Origin of the sequence: Oceaniradius stylonematis, from assembly GCF_003149475.2 — a bacterium.
GTDB lineage: Bacteria > Pseudomonadota > Alphaproteobacteria > Rhizobiales > Rhizobiaceae > Roseitalea > Roseitalea stylonematis.
In genome coordinates this window covers 258,579-276,189 of sequence record NZ_QFWV02000004.1, presented here as the reverse complement: position 1 = coordinate 276,189, position 17,611 = coordinate 258,579, and the positions used below count along the sequence as shown (strand labels likewise).

Sequence of the window (17,611 nt, the reverse complement as noted above, 5' to 3'; positions counted from 1 at the left end):
CGGCACAAAAAACCCGGCGCAAGGGCCGGGTTTTCGTGAAAATCCGTGCAGCCGGCCTCAGGCGATGGCGCCCTTCATCCAGTCCGACAGTTTGCCCTTGGGCACGGCGCCGACCATCTGGTCGACGACTTCGCCACCCTTGAACATGTAGAGCGTCGGGATCGAGCGGATGCCGTACTGCGCGGCGATCTGCGGATTTTCGTCAATGTTGACCTTGGCGATCTTCACCTGACCGTCCAGTTCGCCGGACAGTTCCTCCAGCGCCGGCGCGATCATCTTGCACGGGCCGCACCATTCCGCCCAGAAATCCACGACCACCGGTTCGTCGGCGCCGAGCACATCGGCCTCGAAATTGCTGGTATCGATCTTCACGGTCGCCATTGCGGCCTCCTTCTCATGTCCTGGCCCGCATGTGGGCCGGATCGGACGCATGTTCAAGCCCGTACCTATAGGCCGATTCTCACGATTGTGCGAGACCGGCCAAGGCGGAGGCGAGCCTCTCGCCGGAGACTTCGATCATCGCCGGCCCGGCGGTGAAAAGCAAAAGCGTGCGCACCGCCTTGCCCGGATAGAGAGGGGCGACGAGCGCGCGGTAAAGCGCCATCTGACGCGCATGGGCCTCGGCGACCGCGTCGGGCGTTTCGGGGATGTGGCGGCCGGTCTTGTAATCGACGATCAGCACCGTGTCGCCCACCGCCACTAGCCGGTCGATCGCGCCGGAGACGGCGCGCGCCTCGCCGCCAAGCTTCAGCGTGCCCATCACGGACACCTCGGCAATCGATTCCGGCGCGAACAGCGGCGCGTAACGCGGGTCGTCCAGCACGCCAAACACCTGAGCGAGCAACGAATCGACGTCGCCGATGTCCATTTCGGGCGCGGTCATCGCGCACCATTGCCGCGCCCGGTCCTGCCGTTCGCTGGGGTCGATTGCCGGCAGCATCTGCAACAGCGTGTGGATCAGCGTTCCGCGCCGCGCCGCCGATCCGCCCGGTGTTCCGCCCCCGTCGTCCAGCAGCGACACGCTGCCCGGTTCCGCGGCATCCGCTGTCTCCGGGGAAATGGCAAGGCCCGACGCTCCCGACGGCACCAGTGGCCGCGCCGCCGGAGGTTCGGGGGGCGCCGGATCGGCAAAACCCGCGGGCAGCGAGAACGCCTGTTCGCGCTTGTCCGGTACCGCCGGAGCGCTGGCCGGCACAGCGCCAAGCCCCGCCGGAAACTGCCAGACCGTCCCGTCACCGGTTTCGGTCACGTCGCAATGCGGCTCCAGCGCCGACAGCACCATGGTGTGCCATGTCGCCTCGGACGGCGCATGGATGCCGCGATAGCCGGCGACGATCAGCCTGTCGGCGGCGCGCGTCATTCCGACATACAAGAGCCGGCGATATTCGTCCTGTGCGGCGCGCTTCAGCCTTTCGAGCGCTGCGGCTTGAACATCAGAGCGCGCGTCCGGCACGCCGCGCCACAAAAGGGCGTCGCTGTCGGAGCCTGTTTCGCTTGGCAGTTGCACCGGCAGCAGCGCCGGCGCCTGACGCGCATCGAACGGCGCGCTGCCGCGATCGACGAGAAACACGATCGGCGCCTCCAGCCCCTTGGCGCCGTGCACCGTCATGATCCGGACTTCGCCCTTGGCCTGATCCATCTCGCGCTTGATCTCCGGCGCATAGAGATCGAGCGTGTTGAGAAAGGTCTCGAGCGCCGGCGGTCCGGTGCGTTCGGCCGCCAGCGTCAACGCGATGAATTCGTCGAGCACGTCGGCGGTTTCCGGACCCAGCCGGCCGATCAGCTTTTCGCGTCCCGAACAGGCCGACAGCACATGGGCATAGAACTCGTGCACCGGCCAGCGCATCGCCTTGTCCGCCCAGTCGGCGAGCTGCGCCGCGATGGCCGCAAGGACCGGGTCGTTACGCCCGACATCGGCCAGCCGCGACCAGAGCGTCGCACCCTCGCGGCCATGGGCGAGCGCGAACAGATCGTCATCGCTACGGCCGAAGAGAGGGCTCTTGAGAAGCGCGGCCAGCGACAGATCGTCGGCCCGGTTCAGCATGACACGGCCAAGCGCCATCAGGTCCAGCACCGCGATATGGCCGGTCAGCGCCAGCCGGTCCGCGCCGGCGACGGGGACGCCGCGATCCTTGAGCGCCCGCGACAGCGCGTTGACGAACCCGTCGCGCGACCGCACGAGAACCAGAATGTCGTCTGGCGCGATCGGCTCGCCCGTTGCCTCAAGGACCGTTCTCGTCCCGATCCATCCTTTGATCGTTTCGGCGATGCGGGTGGCGACACGCAGGGAGGGCTCCTCGACCGCGTCGACCGGCGCGGTCCAGTCTTCGCTGGGGTCGCTCTTCTGTTTTGCGACCTGCTCCCAGATTTCGACGCGGCCCGGCTCGCCTCTGCGCAGCGAACGGTGCGCGGTGGGCAGACTGTCGCGTGTCAGCCCGGCCCGGTTTTCTTCAGTCGCGAAAACATGGTCGACCGCGGCCAGAACCGCCTCGGTGGACCGGAACGAGACCTGCAGTTGCACCGGCTCAAAGGCACGGTCGGCTTCGCCAGCCCGTTGGGCGAAATGGGTGCGTGTGCCCGCGAACTTGTCCGGATCGGCCCCCTGGAAAGAGTAGATGGACTGTTTCTCGTCGCCGACCGCAAAGACGGTGCGCAGTTCCGGCCGTGCCGCATCGCCGGCAAAGAACTCGTCGGCCAAAGTGCGGATGACGTCCCACTGGGCGGGGCTGGTGTCCTGCGCCTCGTCGATAAGGATATGATCGATGCCCTGGTCCAGCTTGTAGCGCACCCAGAGCGAAGCGCCGGTGCGCGTCAGAAGCGTGGCGGTGCGCGCAATCAGGTCTTCGAAGTCCAGCAGCCCGCGCGCGCGCTTGAGCGCCTCGTAGCGCGCGATCAGCGCGTCGGCAACGGCGAGAACGTCGAGCGTGCCTTCGATTTCGCGCAGCAGGTCCAAGCGGTTGCAGGCTTTTGCGATCCGGTCCGCTGCCGACAGATAGTCTGCCTCGAAGGAGGGCAGCGCCCCGGCAATATCGGCCGGGAACATATTGTGCGTCGCCGGCGTGCCATCGGCCTTCAGAAATGCCCTGGCCAGCGAGGAGAGGCGCAATAGAGCGTCCGGCTCCGCCGACGCATCGCGTAGCTCGGCGATGAACTTCAGATGCGTCTTTCGCGGTGACTTCGGCGCACGGGCCGCATGTTCCAGCCGCTCCAGATCGGCCTCTCCGAACCCCGGCAGCGGCCAGACGGTCGCGGCGACGTCCGCATCGGTCTCGTCCGGCGCGAACCCGAAGGCGGTGCGATAGGCACCGCGTCTCTCCCCGGCCGGCGAAAGCCGCCGCAGCAGATCGGTGACCGCGATGCGCCGGACGACGATCTCGTCGAGCAGCTTTTCGACCCCGCTTTCCCCGGCAATCGCCAGAAGCCGCATGACCGCCGCACCCGCGCCGCTCCGCTGCGCCGCATCGGCCAGGAGTCCGCGCCGCGCCTGTGCGACAAGCAGCGCCTGCGCCTCGGCGTCCAGCAGCTCGAAATGGCCGGCAATGTTGGCTTCGAGCGGGAACCGGTGCAGCAGCGATTCGCAAAAGGCGTGGATGGTCTGGATCTTCAGCCCGCCCGGCGTCTCGAGCGCGCGGGCAAACAGGGTCCGCGCGAACGCGATAGCTTCCCGCCCCGGTCGTTCGTCCGTGATGGCGGCCAGCTCGTCGCGCAGCGCCGCATCGTCCATCGCCACCCAGGCCCCGAGCCGCTGGAACACACGGGTCTTCATCTCCGCGGCGGCGGCCCTGGTGTAGGTCAGGCACAGGATTTTCGACGGCTCGGTGCCGGACAGAAGAATACGGATGACCCGGGTCGACAGGACCCAGGTCTTGCCGGACCCGGCATTGGCGGACACCCAGGCGGAATTGGCCGGGTCCGCCGCTCGGGCCTGATCGGCTCGGGTCCTGTCGTCGGGAAGCGGTTTAGCCATCGCGTTCGCGCCGCACCGCGTCGGCCCATTCCAGCGCCCGCGCCAGATGGTCGTAATCGCCGTCGAAATCGGCCTCCCGGAACGGCATGAGGCGGCTCGGGTAGCCTTGCTCGAATTTGTTGTAGTGCGCGCAGAGCCCCTCCAGCTTCTCCCATGCACGCCGGGCGAGCGTGGCCGCCTTGTCATTCTTGCCGCCCGATACGGGCCGGGCGACCAGTTCGCCGCGCGCGCCGAGCCGGACATAGATGAGATCGCCCGGCTCGGATTTTTCGGGGCTGTCGAAGGCGCCGCGTTCAAGCAGGGCCGCTTCGAGCGGCAATTGTGGCGCCAGCAGCGTCTGAACCTGCGGCGCGGATGGCGCGCCGCCGGTCTTGAAGTCGATAATGTCGGCAAGCTCGTCGGTGCGCGCATCGACGCGGTCGGCATAGCCGCGCAGTGTCACGCCCGTTGCGCCGACGGGCGTCGGCCGGGCGCGGGCTTCGGGATGTCGGGCGGTGATCAGCGGTTGCCTTTCGGTCTCCCAGGCGACGATCCGCGGCAGCGCGGCCAGCATCCGGGCCCACCATACCGCGTCGATCTCCGGCGGAAGTCTCTCCGCATCGAACACGTCTCGCGCCAGGCGCTCCAGCGCGGCGTGGGCCGTCTCCGCTGGCCAGTCGATCCTCGCCCGCGCCGCTTCCTCCATCACCTTGTGGATCAGCGATCCCCGGTCGGCGAAGTCCGGATCGCGCACCAGCGGATCGAGCGGCGCCAGTTCCAGAACGCGGCGCGCATAGACGGCGTAGGGATCGCGCCGCAGAGTTTCGACTTCGGTCACCGACAGCGCCTTCGGCCGCGCCGTGAGCGGCGGCTGCGGCGCCGGCCGCCCGGCCGGATCGGCGATGGACGGCGCGGCGACGGTTTCGGCCAATTGCGCATAGTGACCGCCGGCCGCGTGCATTGCCGCCGTCCGATCCGGCCCGGCCAGCGTTTCCAGCCTCTGGAGCCAGCGCGAGGCGACGGCCGGGGCACCGCCTGCCCGAATGGCTCGGGTGAGAAGCACGCGGCGATTGCCCATCGCCATCTGGAAATCGTGCGCCGCCAGCCCGATGCGCCGTTCGGGCGGATCGAGACCGATTTCCGCTTTCATCGACCGCGTCAGGAACGCGTCATTGGATGTCTGCGCCGGCCATGTGCCTTCGTTGAGGCCGCCCAGCACCATCAGATCGACGGTCTGGAGGCGCGCTTCCAGCGTGCCCCAGATCGCAATGCGCGGATGACCCCCGACGGCCGGTTTGACCGCCATCGTTGCGGTCAGGGCGCGGACCATGTCCGGCCACTGGTCCGCAGCGAAGGCGATGGGCGTTGCGCTGTCGCGCAGGCGTCGCAACAGGCCTTCGAGCGCCGTGCCGCTTTCGCCTGCGTAAAGCGCGTCGAACCGCCCGTCGCCATCGCGCGTGATCGCCTCAAGCACCTGCACCGTTGCGCACACGGTTTTGTCGAGAGCGATCGTTTCCGCCGCATCGCCGAGCGCGCAAAGGGGCGCAAAGGCTGCCTCGATGCGCTGGGCCAGATCCCGTGCCTGATCGAAAGCACCGGCGTCGATCGCCTGGAACCAGTCCGGCTTGCGGCGCCCGTCGTCGGCCCATTGTGCCAGTGCGTCTTCGGCGAAGCCCGCGAACCGGCCGAGCGCTATCCGGCCCGTGCCGCCGCGCAGCGCCAGCATTTCCAGATGTGCGACCGCCGTCATGTGCGCCGCCCGGTCGGCGCCGAACCGCGCCAGCGGATGCTTGAGCAGCGCCAGAAGCGCGGCAGGGTCCGCCTCTCCCGCCGCGAGCGGCAGGGCGAGCGCAAGCAGGCTGCCATGCGGCGTCAATGCAAACGGCGTACCGCCGGAATCGTTGGCTTCGACACTGAAGCGCGCAAGCTCGGTTGCAACGCGGCGGGCCAGCTGCCGGTCGGGCGTCACCAGCGCCGCCGTCGCCTGCGGATCGAGAATGGCTTCGCGCAGCGCGCAGGCGATCGCCAGCGCCTCGGTCCGCTCGTCGGCCGCGTGCAGAACCGCAGTTCCGGCAAAGGCGGCGTCCTTGAACGTCGCGCGTTGGGCGGCCCAGTCCGCCGTGCGTTCGGCGGGTGCCAGCGCCGCTGCGACCCAGCGGCTTCGCGCCGCAACCGCATCGTCCTCCGCCGCGCCGAGCCGCTCGATCGCGTCGGGCGCGATCCCGATCGAGCGGACGAGCTTGTGCATGCCGAACTGCGGATGGCCGATCACCGGCGTGGCATCGCCAACGGTTTCAAGAAGCGCGCGTGTCTCGCCATCCATCTCCGTGTCGTAGCCCGGCAGCACGACAGCGCCCTGGGGAAGCCGCGCAATGGTGGCGATCAGTTCCGCCGTCGCAGGGATGGTGCCGGTCGAGCCGGCGACGATCACCGGCCCGGCGGGCGGCGCGGCGGCGAGCCGGGCCGCCTCGGCCCGGATCATCCGGTTGCGATGGTCGGCCGGGTCCAGCCGGTTGGCCTCGGCGAGATGCGCCGGCCAGGCCTTTTTGACGATCTGCAGAAAGGCGAGCGTGACGTTCCACCATTCCGAGACCTCGGCGCCGGCGGCATCCTCGATGGCCTTGAACGGAATGCCCTCGGTCTCAAGCTGGTCGATCAGCGCGGCGAGATCGGCCGCCATCCAGAAAGCGTCGGCGGTCGACACCGGCGTCGTCACCCGCTCGATGCCGTAAAGCGCATGCAGATCGTCTGTCATCGCCTCTGTCCAGCGCGCCGTCAGCGTGCCGAGCGCAAGCTGGCGCTCAAGCGCGTCGATCGCCGGCGGCACCGACAGCATCTCCCCCGCGCCTGCTGCAAAGAAGGCGGCATCCTCGTCGAATTCCCCGAGCGGGCGGATGCGCGGCAAAAGGATGGAGCGTTGGCCGAGCGCATCCATGAACACCGACCGCAGCTCGCGCGCCGCGCGCCGCGTCGGCACGTAAATGATCGCGCGCGCCAACGCCATCGGATCGCCATCGAAGGTGAAGCCGTCGACCAGTGTGCCCTCCAGCAGTCCATCGGCGATGGCGGGCAGGAAAGGCGCGCCGGGCGCGACGGTGAAGACTTTGGGATGGACGTAGCGGTTCTGGGTCACGGCGGCAGATCGCGATTCGGAGAGCCCAAGTCTGCGGGCCTCCCGCTCGGCGGTCAAACCCTGCCCGCTGCCAGATGCGCCTCGACCTCCGTCAGCCCGTCCGGCGTGCCGACCGTGTACCAGTGGCCGTCTTCGAGCGCATGGCCGAACAGCCGGCCGGCGGCGATGGCGGCGTCGAAATAGCGGTTCAGCGAATGCGGCTCGGCACGCGCGCCGGTGAAGACCGCCGGATCGATGATCGCCGCGCCCGCGTAGATGACGCCGGCTCCGGCCGGATCCGGCGCCCGTGCGATCCGGCTGCCGGCGTCCAGTGTGAAGTCCACGCCGCCCGAATGTCCCGTCGTATCGTCAAGGCGCGCGGTCAGGAGCAGCATGTCCATGCGTGCCGGGTCGAAGGCGTCGATCATCGCCGCAAGCGTCGACCGGCCGCCATCGACCCAGAACGTGTCGGCGTTGAGGAGCGCGAACGGAGTATCGCCGAGCAACGGCAACGCCTTGACCACGCCGCCCCCGGTTTCAAGGATCGCGTCGCGCTCGTCGCTGATCGACGTCGCCGGCGTCTGCCGGCTCGCGCAATGCGCAATGATCTGCTCGCCCAGATAATGAACGTTGACCACGGCGCGCGCGATCCCGGCCGTTTCCGCCGCATCGAGCGTCCGGTCGAGCATGGTACGCCCTCCCACCGGGACCAGGGGCTTGGGCACGGTGTCGGTGATCGGCCGCAGCCGTTTTCCGAAGCCGGCGGCCAGCACCATGGCTGTTGAGACCGGTGCGGTCATCGCGGTTCGACCGTCACGTCGAGCAGGCCGTGCGCGGCGAGCCACGCGTCGAGATCGGCGAGCGCCGGATGGCACAACGACTGGCGCATGTATGTCTGGATGCGGGGCAGATGTGCGATGTAGCCCGGCTTGCCGTCCCGTTCGTCGAGGCGCACGAATATCCCCAGAAGCTTGGCGGCCCGCTGCGCGGCCAGAATGGCGGAACACTCCCGGAAGCCGGTCTCGTCGAAGTCCTCCGCCTGTTGGTCCCTTGCCGCGCAATAGGCTTCCAGAAGCCGCGACTGCAGGTCCGGTTCGACGGTGACACGCGCATCGCGGATCAGCGACATCACGTCATAGGCGGGGTGGGTCCAGAGCGCATCCTGAAAGTCGATCAGCCCGACCCGGTCATGTCCGGTCCTTTCGCCGCGCCAGACAATGTTGGGCGAGTGGAAGTCGCGCATCGCAAGGGTCTTGGGGCCGGCATCGACGGTGGCGAACAGCGCCTGCCAGATGGCGTGCCACGATTGCCGGTCCTCGGCGCTGGCCGGAGCGCCGGCGACCCTCGGAACATACCAGTCGAGCAGCAGATCGACCTCGATCAGGAAGGCGCCGAGGTCGAACGCCGGCACCCGGTGGACCGTGCCGTCTTCCAGGACGATCTCGCGGGGCCAGTCGGTGGCGTGCATGGCGGCGAGGCAATCGACCGACGCCTCATAGCGCGCCGGGATCGGCCGGCGGGCAGCATCCAGCACGCCATCCTCGCCGAGATCTTCGAGCAGGATCAGCCCGGCCTCATGGTCGACCGCCATGATCTCCGGCGCGGCGAAACCCGCTCCGGTCAGCATCCGGGCCACTGCGACGAACGGGCCGATATCTTCCGCCAGATGAGCGATCTGCGAATAGGGCTTGCCGTCGCGCACCGGGGGCCCGTCCGGCATGGGCGGCGCGTCCATGACGATGGCACGCCACGCACCGTCGGTTGCCGTTTCGTACCGGCGCGTCGAGGCATCGCCGGTGAGCGGCGCGCGGTTTGCCCCGCCATGGCCCGCGGACAGGAGCAGTGCGCGGATCGCCAGCGTGCGCCTTATGCGCGCAACGGCCGCTTCGGGCGCTTCGATCGCGATCGTGCGGGCATCGGCGCCGGCGTCGGTCACGGTTTCCGAAAAAGCCAGCCCGATCGCACCGGCGGGCAGGGCAGTGCCGGCCCGTTCGGGCCACTCGATCAGCGCGATCCCTGCCTCCAGCGCTTCGTCCAGCCCCAGTTCGGCAACTTCGTCCGGGTCGGCGATGCGGTAGAGATCGAAATGGGCGACCGGCGGACTGGTGGCGTATTCCTGTACGAGCGTGAATGTCGGGCTTGGGACTTCCAGCTCGGCGTCGCCGGCCAGCGCGCGGATGAAGGCCCGCGCGAAGCTGGTCTTGCCGGCGCCCAGATCGCCGGACAGTGCCACACAATCGCCCGGCAGGACGATGCGCGCCAGATCGGCGGCGAACCGCGCCATGGCCGGTTCGTCGAACGGTCCGAATTGCATCTTGGGCAAGGCGATCCTATTCGGCAGCGACGCTGACACGCGCAGGCGCCTCCGGGAAGGTGACGGTCACTTCGGTGCCACTGTCCGGCGACGATTGGATCGACACGGCGCCGTCATGCAGCGCCACGAAACTCTTGACGATTGCCAGGCCAAGGCCGGCGCCTCGTCCCCGGCCGCCTTGGTCCGTGTGGAACCGTTCGAAGACCTCCGTCAGCGCCCCTTCCTCGATGCCTGGCCCGTGATCGCGGATCCGGAACCGGACTCCATCTTCGGTGCGCTCGCAGGTGAACACGACCTCGCTGTCTTCCGGTGCATAGTCGGCGGCATTGGCCAGGATGTTGGTGAGAACCTGGGTCAGCCGTGCCCGGTCGGCGATGATGCAGCCCGCATCCGGCGCGATGCGCAGCGCCAGGCTGATGCCGTGGTCTTCCAGCCTCGGCATGATCTCGGCGGCCGCCGTGCGCATGACCGGCTCGAGTTCGACCTCGTCGAGCGCAAGTTCCATGACGCCGGCATCGACGCTCGCCAAATCGATAATGTCGCGGGTCAGATCGTTCAACGTGCCGGTGGAAGCGGCGATATGGTCGAGATATTCGCGCTGCTTGCCGTTCAGGGGGCCGGTCGCGTCCATCTCCAGAAGTTCGGTGAAGCCGCCGATCGATGTCAGCGGTGCGCGCAGCTCGTATGATACGTGCCGGATGAGCCGGTCCCGCACAAGTGCGGTCTTTTCCAGCGCGTCGTTGCGCTCGCGCAAGGCGCGCTCCATCTGGTCGCTGGCGGTGATGTCGACGAAGGTGATCATCGTCTGGCCGTTGGGAAGCGGCACGACGGTCCATGACAGTGTGAGGCTGCCGGTCTCCGTCCGCCCGGTCGCGCCGGCACGGTCCTCGTCGAACCCCGTGACGATACCCGCAAACTGCTCCCAGGGCCCGGCATGGCCAAACTTGGCGGCGCACGCCTCGCCGATCTGGTTGATATGAACGCGGGCCTCGCCGGTCAGGTGGCCGATATGCCAGAAGCGCTCGAAGGCAGGATTGGCCAGTTGCAGCGTTCCGTCGGCTTCGAAGACCGCCACACCTTCGGCCAGATGGTCGAGCGTTTCGCCCTGTACGCGCATCAGCGTCTTGTAGCGGCTTTCCAGATCGATGCGCTCGGTCAGGTTCTCGAAAACCCAGGTAAGGCCGCCGCGCGGATGCGGGCTGGCAATGACGCGCACGGTGCGCCCGTCGGGCAGGTACCACCAGTCCTCCTGCGGCTCGACGGCCTTGAAGGCGGCGAGCAGCCCGTCCTTCCAGCGGCGCCATTCCGGCTGCTCGGGGAGTTTGCCCTCGGCGCGCATCCGGTCGAGGAACATCGACATGTCCGGCTTGGATGCCAGGAGCCCGCTGTCGAGTTCCCAGAGCTGTTCGAACGCCTGATTGTGAAAACGCAGCCTCGCATCGCTGTCGAACATGGCCACGGCCGTCGTCAGCTGGTCGAGCGTTTCCTCGTGGCTGCGGATGGTTGTGTTCAGTTCCGACCGCACGGCTTCGGTCTCCGTGCGGTCGCGCCCGATGCCGGCCGATCCGAAGGGGCCGGCGACGTCGATCACGTCGAACATCAGCCGGTCGCCGCGCACCACCGTGGAAACCTGGTCGGCAAAATGGCCGTCGGCCTGCCGCTGCTGGGCGATGGTCTTGCCGGCCTGCGTGCCGAACAGTTCGGCCCGTTCGGCGACGACGGCATCGGCATCGGCGCACTCGACGGCGTCCGCATAGGCGCGGTTCACCCAGGCAAGCGCCCCGTCGGCACTGCGCAGCCAAACCGGCATGTCGGACTGGTCCATCAGCCCTTGCAGGGTTTCCAGCGTTTCGACGACCCGGGCGTGATCGGCGATCAGCCGCGCATGATCCGCCCGTTCGCCCGACAGCGACACGAAGCGTACGATCGCGCTGCCGCCGCTGGTCCGGCCGGTCACCTCGACCGGATTGCCCGTCGGCGTCTGCACCAGATCGTCGAACGGCAGCGCATGGTCTCGCAGCCGTGCAATGGCCTGTTCGATGCGCGCCGCCGAGCGCGGCTCGAGCCATCGCCCGAAGGCAAGAAACTCGGATCGCGATTCCGGCGCGCCCGAGCGGGCACCGAGCGTGCCGATGACGGCGGCGGGCTTGTTCGGCTCGTCGCTCCAGACGATCGCACGCTGACCCTCCGATGCGGCCAGCGTCTCGAGCTGGCTCAGCCGCCCGGTCAGCGCGGAGACCTTTCCGCGCAGCGCAAGGTTCTGCGAGGCCGTGCGCCCGCGCTCGCGGATCAGCCACAGCGCCGAGCCGATTGCCGCGGCCATGGCGCCGGTGAACAGCGCCAGCTGCACGACCTCGAACGTGTCCAGCGAGATCATCGAGAGCAGCGACGAAAACGAAGTGTTGCCGGGGCCGGTCTGCGCTGCGGCGACACCGGCCCAAAGGCTGGCCAGCGCGCTGCCGCCGAGAAGCGCCGGAAGGCGTGTCAGCCGAACAAACGGATTTGAGACGCGCCGATTTCCGGGCGTTCTGCCATCATGCGGCATGCGGGTCCCCTTTTGCCTCCGCGCAAGGGGCGCCGTGCACGGGCCGTTACCGCGCACGTAAACGAAGCACCCCGACACACGAATCACCGCACCATAGCTGGCGCCGGAATCGCCGTGAAGCCTCGCGCACAAAAAAGCCGGCGCCGCATCGCGGCACCGGCTTCTTTCGTTGACGGCGGACAGATCAGTAGCGGTAGTGCTCTGCCTTGTAGGGGCCCTGCGGCGACACGCCGATATAGGCGGCCTGCTCGTCGCTCATCTGGGTGAGGTTGACGCCGAGCTTTTCGAGATGCAGGCGCGCGACCTTCTCGTCCAGGTGCTTGGGCAGCACATAGACTTCATTGCCGTACTTGTCGCCATGCGCCCACAGTTCGATCTGGGCGAGCACCTGGTTGGTGAACGATGCGCTCATCACGAAGCTGGGGTGGCCGGTGGCGTTGCCCAGGTTCAGAAGCCGGCCTTCCGACAGGAGGATCATCCGCGTGTCGTCCGGGAAGGTGATCATGTCCACCTGCGGCTTGATGTTGGTCCATTTCAGGTTACGCAGGGCGGCGACCTGAATCTCGTTGTCGAAGTGGCCGATATTGCCGACGATCGCCATGTCCTTCATCGACCGCATGTGGTCGATCGTGATGACGTCCTTGTTGCCGGTCGTGGTGATGACGATGTCGGCGTTCGGCGCGGCTTCATCGAGCGTAACGACCTCATAGCCGTCCATCGCCGCCTGCAGCGCGCAGATCGGGTCGATCTCGGTGACCTGCACCCGGGCGCCGGCGCCGCGCAGCGATGCGGCCGAACCCTTGCCCACATCGCCATAGCCGCAGACGACGGCGACCTTGCCGGCCATCATCGTGTCGGTGGCGCGCCGGATACCGTCGACCAGCGATTCCTTGCAGCCATACTTGTTGTCGAACTTCGACTTGGTGACCGAGTCGTTGACGTTGATGGCCGGGAACGGAAGGTGGCCCTTCTCCATCATCTGGTAAAGGCGGTTGACGCCGGTCGTCGTCTCTTCGGTGACACCCTTGATCATGTGACGCTGCTTGACGAACCAGCCCGGCGTCTCGGCGATGCGTTTCTTGATCTGGGCGAACAGGGCCTCTTCTTCCTCATTGGTCGGATTGGCGATCAGATCGTCCTCGCCCTCTTCGACGCGCGCGCCCATCAGGATGTAGAGCGTGGCATCGCCGCCATCGTCGAGGATCATGTTGGCGCCGCCCTCTTCGAACCGGAAGATGCGGTCGGTGTAGGACCAGTATTCCTCCAGCGTCTCGCCCTTGACGGCGAAGACGGGCGTGCCCGTGGCCGCGATCGCCGCAGCGGCATGGTCCTGCGTCGAGAAGATGTTGCACGAGGCCCAGCGCACATCGGCGCCCAGTTCCTTGAGCGTCTCGATCAGCACGGCGGTCTGGATCGTCATGTGCAGCGAGCCGGCGATGCGTGCGCCGGTCAGCGGCTTTGCATCGCCATATTCGGCCCGCAGCGCCATCAGGCCGGGCATTTCCGTTTCGGCGATGTCCAGTTCCTTGCGGCCGAATTCGGCCAGCGAGATGTCGGCAACGACGTAGTCTTTGGGGTCAGCCATCAGGGGCTCCGTTGGCAATTGGATTTGGCGCGGCTCCTAACAGACTGAACCACGGCACGCAACGGCAATATAAAGAAATCTTTATGTCCGTATATGAAAGGGCGACTGTCTATTCGCCCTCGCCGAACCGGTCGGCGATCAGCGCGCCGATCGCATCAAGCGCGGCGCCGGCGTCCGGTCCCTCCGCCGTCACTTCGATCGAACTGCCGGGTCCCGCCGCGAGCAGCATCAGCCCCATGATCGATGTGCCGCCGACGCGCGTGCCGTCCTTGGCCACGGTGATGGAGGCGCCGTAGCCTTCCGCGAGCTGGACGAACTTAGACGAGGCGCGCGCGTGAAGGCCGCGCTTGTTGGTGATGGTAAAGACGGCCTGCCGGTGGTTCCGCCCGTCATCCCCCCTGTCCGCTTGCGTGGCATCGCTCATTTGGCGGCCAGGATCTGGCTTGCGACATTGATGTATTTCCGGCCGGCCTGGCTTGCCTGTTCGAGCGTGCTCGCCATGTCGGCGCTTTCGCGCGCCTTGGCCAGCTTGATCAGCATCGGCAGATTGGCCCCTGCGATCACTTCGGTGCGGTCCGGCGCCATCACGGAAATCGCCAGATTGGACGGCGTGCCGCCGAACATGTCGGTGACGACGATGACGCCCTGGCCAGTGTCGACGCGGTCGATGGCCGCCACGATATCCTCGCGCCGCCGCTCCATATTGTCGTCCGCTTCGATGCACACCGTCTCGAACGCTTCCTGCGGGCCGACGACGTGTTCGACGGCGCGCAAAAATGCGTCGGCAAGAGCGCCATGCGTCACCAGCACGACACCGATCATCTGTCACCAACTCCCGTCCGGGGTCCGCTTATCGTGCCCACCTCCGCAAGGGCACCATCTTGATCAGCAAACACGGTCCATTTCAAGGCGTTGGCATGCCCGCGCCGGCTTCAACGCGGCCAAACCGTCACGCTGTGGGGTCAAAGCCACACCGGAAGGCCAAGCGCGGCCAACACGGCCGCCGGTGCCGAGGCGGTCGGCCCTGTCGGCAGTCTGAGGCACGGGAAGCCGTGCCCTTCCACCGTTTCGCGGTGTTCCTGCGCAAAACGCAGTGCGTCTCCAGCCGCGACCAGACGGACCAGCAGCGCAAGCCGGACGGACGGCACGGCGATATCCGAGACATCGGCGATGCCCCAGCCCCGAACTTCGATCTTGCCGGCGAGCGGCGCGGGACACCGGGCGATTATGCCGCTTGCATCGGGTTCAAGGATCACCCGATCGTCGGCGACGAGGCCGGCTTCGATGCCGCCGGCGCGGGCGCGCCGGATCAGCGTCAGTGCAAGCCCTGTCTTGCCGGCGCCCGAGGCGCCGGTGATCAAAACGCCCTTGCCGCCCAACGCAACACATGTGCCGTGCGGCGGGGTGTCGGTGTCGTCCGGGCTCATTCGCGCGGCAGGCGGACGATGAAACGCGCGCCCAGAACGGTTTCGGTGTCGTTCGGACGGGTGATGTTCTCGGCGGTCAGTGTGCCGCCATGGGCCTCGACGATCTGCCGCGAGATCGAAAGACCGAGCCCGGAATTCTGGCCGAAATCGTCCGCGCCGGGACGGTCGGTGTAGAAGCGCTTGAAGATGGTCTCGACATTTTCGGCCCGAATGCCCGGCCCGTTGTCCTCGACCCGGATTTCGACCCATTTGGCATTGCCCGACAGGCGGATTTCGATCCGGCCGGTGCCGGGATGGACGAAGGAGCGCGCATTTTCGACCAGATTGGTGATCACCTGGCCGAGACGCGATTCATGGCCGGCGACCATCAGTGCGCGGCCGCCCTGCTGCCGGTCGATGGTCAGCTTCGGCGCGATGCGGTCCATGTGGCCGTCGGACCAGATGCCGATCATGTTCTGGAGCAGCCGCGCGACATCGACGCGCCCCGCATCCTCGCGCGCGAGTTCCGCATCGAGCCGCGAGGCGTCGGAGATGTCGGTGATCAGCCGGTCCAGCCGCTGCACGTCATGTTCGATGACGTTGAGCAGCCGCGCGCGGGCATCGTCCGTGCGGGCCCGGGGCAGCGTTTCGACCGCGCTGCGCAGCGAGGTCAGCGGGTTCTTCAACTCATGGCTGACATCGGCGGCAAAGCTCTCGATCGCGTCGATCCGCGCATAAAGCGCATTGGTCATGTCGCGCAGCGCCACCGACAGATTGCCGATCTCGTCGTGCCGGTCGGAGAAATCGGGAATTTCCTCGCGGTTTCGGATCGAGCGGCGCACCCGCACCGCCGCCGCCGACAGCCGCCGCAGCGGATTGGCGATCGTGCCCGCCAGCATGAAGGACAGGATGATGTTGACGAGAACCGCGACGGCAAACACGCGGAACATGGCGAAGCGCTCGGCCTCGACGATCTTGTCGATATCGCCGCCCTGCGTGGACAATTGCAGGACACCGAGCACGGCGCGAAAACGCTGCACCGGCACGGCGACCGACACGATCATCTCGCCTTGCTCGGAGATGCGCACGATCTGCCGCCGGTCGCCGGCCAAAGCCTGCATCACTTCGGGATAGGCGGTGCCGGTGCCGCCGGGCTGCTCCCGGTAGAGCGGCAGGTCGTTGCGGCGGAAGAACCGCGCAATGCGGTTGCGCATCTCTTCGGCCATGGTCGTTTCCGGCGCGTCGAGCGGGTCCAGATCGTAGCGCAGTATCTGGCCGCGCGAGTAAAGATGACGGCTGTCGAGGATCAGGTTGCCGTCCTGGTCGTAGATGCGCGCCCGCGTCCGGGTCGGCGAAATCAATTGCCGCAGGACGGGCGCAACGCGCTCGGGATTGATCGGAAAATCGAGGCTGTCGAACCCGTCGACGCTGGGCACGATGCTCTCGCCGGCCTGCAGTTCCAGCAGTTTTTCCGGGTCGATCAGGATCGCGTCGGTTTCCACGCTTGCAGAGGCGGCGATCGCGCCGGCGATGATTTCGCCCTGCGTCATCAGGCTCTCGACGCGCGCATCGATCAGCCCGTCGCGAAACTGGTTCAGATAGAGAATGCCCGACATCAAAAGGCCGAGCGCGGCGAGGTTGAGGATCAGGATGCGCCGCGTGATCGACGAGAACAGGTGCCGGCCGAACAGCCGGCGCAGGCCGGTCAGCCCCTGCACCGATCCGGCGCGGGCCGCCGCCCGCCGCCCGTCGCGGCGTGATTTCGTCGCCGGCATGTGGTCGGTTTCGACCGCCATTGAATGGTCCTCGTGCGGCGCCAGCCATGGCGCCGCTGCTGATGCGTCCGCTTACGCCGCCTCGCGGAACCGGTAGCCGACGCCGTAGAGCGTTTCGATCATGTCGAAATCCTGGTCGGCCCCCTTGAATTTCTTGCGAAGCCGCTTGATGTGGCTGTCGATCGTCCTGTCGTCCACATAGACCTGATCGTCATAGGCCGCATCCATCAGCGCATCGCGGCTCTTGACGACGCCGGGGCGCTGGGCGAGCGAGAACAGGATCAGGAACTCGGTAACGGTCAGCGTCACCGGCTTTTCCTTCCACATGCAGGTATGGCGTTCCTGGTCGAGCACCAGATGACCGCGCACCAGCGTGCTGTTGGCGCCCGCCGCGCCGGGCTTGACCGCGATCTCGCGCGCCGCCGTCCGGCGCAGGATCGCACGCACCCGCTCGATCAGGAGCCGCTGCGAGAACGGCTTGGTGATGAAGTCGTCGGCGCCCATCTTCAGCCCGAACAGTTCGTCGATCTCGTCGTCCTTGGACGTCAGGAAGATCACCGGCAGGTCCGATTTCTGCCGCAGCCTGCGCAAGAGTTCCATCCCGTCCATACGCGGCATCTTGATGTCGAAAATGGCCAGGTTCGGCGGTTTGCCCAGAAGCCCGTCCAGTGCCGAAGCGCCATCGGTGTATGTCTCGACGCGGAACCCCTCGGCTTCCAGCGCGATCGACACCGACGTCAAAATGTTGCGGTCGTCGTCGACAAGCGCAATCGTCTGCATGTTGAAACTCTCCCCGGACATGACCCGCGACCCTTCCGTTGTGCATGCATGTGGTGACGGAAGGCTTTCCCCGCAAACAGGGGACAAAATGTGGCACGAATCGACGAGCCTGTCATGGTTCGCGGCGTGCCCGCCATTTAGCGCAAAG

General features: G+C 67.1%; 12 protein-coding genes. All 12 read right to left on the bottom strand.

The genetic code is table 11. The features are described 5' to 3' along the window. Positions 1–57: 57 nt before the first annotated feature. Entirely contained in the window at positions 58–381 is a 324-nt protein-coding gene (gene trxA / locus DEM25_RS04895) for a thioredoxin (RefSeq protein ID WP_109766955.1), read from the bottom strand. Positions 382–460: 79 nt separating this feature from the next. Further along, complete coding sequence (gene addA, locus DEM25_RS04890; RefSeq protein WP_109766954.1) at positions 461–3,967, bottom strand: double-strand break repair helicase AddA; 3,507 nt, start codon at positions 3,965–3,967, stop codon at positions 461–463. Further along, a complete protein-coding gene (addB, locus tag DEM25_RS04885) occupies positions 3,960–7,079 on the bottom strand; it encodes a double-strand break repair protein AddB (protein ID WP_109767039.1) in 3,120 nt (1,039 codons plus the stop codon). The genes addA and addB overlap by 8 nt, the downstream gene beginning before the upstream one ends. Before the next feature lie 53 nt (positions 7,080–7,132). After that, a complete protein-coding gene (locus DEM25_RS04880; protein ID WP_109766953.1) occupies positions 7,133–7,858 on the bottom strand; it encodes a nucleotidyltransferase family protein in 726 nt (241 codons plus the stop codon). Next, on the bottom strand, positions 7,855–9,372 hold the full coding sequence (gene tsaE / locus DEM25_RS04875) for a tRNA (adenosine(37)-N6)-threonylcarbamoyltransferase complex ATPase subunit type 1 TsaE (protein ID WP_109767038.1): 1,518 nt from the start codon (positions 9,370–9,372) through the stop codon (positions 7,855–7,857). The genes DEM25_RS04880 and tsaE overlap by 4 nt, the downstream gene beginning before the upstream one ends. A 16-nt stretch (positions 9,373–9,388) precedes the next feature. After that, entirely contained in the window at positions 9,389–11,917 is a 2,529-nt protein-coding gene (locus tag DEM25_RS04870; RefSeq protein WP_120222638.1) for a sensor histidine kinase, read from the bottom strand. A gap of 184 nt (positions 11,918–12,101) precedes the next feature. Then, positions 12,102–13,502 carry an adenosylhomocysteinase gene (gene ahcY, locus DEM25_RS04865; protein WP_109766951.1) on the bottom strand — a complete coding sequence of 467 codons (1,401 nt, stop codon included), beginning with the start codon at positions 13,500–13,502 and terminating at the stop codon, positions 12,102–12,104. Between the two features lie 109 nt (positions 13,503–13,611). After that, on the bottom strand, positions 13,612–13,926 hold the full coding sequence (locus DEM25_RS04860) for an HPr family phosphocarrier protein (protein WP_109766950.1): 315 nt from the start codon (positions 13,924–13,926) through the stop codon (positions 13,612–13,614). Continuing rightward, complete coding sequence (locus DEM25_RS04855; protein WP_109766949.1) at positions 13,923–14,324, bottom strand: PTS sugar transporter subunit IIA; 402 nt, start codon at positions 14,322–14,324, stop codon at positions 13,923–13,925. Before DEM25_RS04855 ends, DEM25_RS04860 begins: the two co-directional genes overlap by 4 nt. Before the next feature lie 140 nt (positions 14,325–14,464). Continuing rightward, complete coding sequence (locus tag DEM25_RS04850) at positions 14,465–14,929, bottom strand: HPr kinase/phosphorylase (RefSeq protein WP_109766948.1); 465 nt, start codon at positions 14,927–14,929, stop codon at positions 14,465–14,467. Further along, a complete protein-coding gene (locus DEM25_RS04845; RefSeq protein WP_109766947.1) occupies positions 14,926–16,704 on the bottom strand; it encodes a sensor histidine kinase in 1,779 nt (592 codons plus the stop codon). Before DEM25_RS04845 ends, DEM25_RS04850 begins: the two co-directional genes overlap by 4 nt. A 51-nt stretch (positions 16,705–16,755) precedes the next feature. Then, positions 16,756–17,463 (bottom strand): response regulator transcription factor, encoded by a 708-nt coding sequence (locus DEM25_RS04840; RefSeq protein ID WP_109766946.1) that lies wholly within the window; start codon positions 17,461–17,463, stop codon positions 16,756–16,758. Positions 17,464–17,611 lie beyond the last annotated feature (148 nt).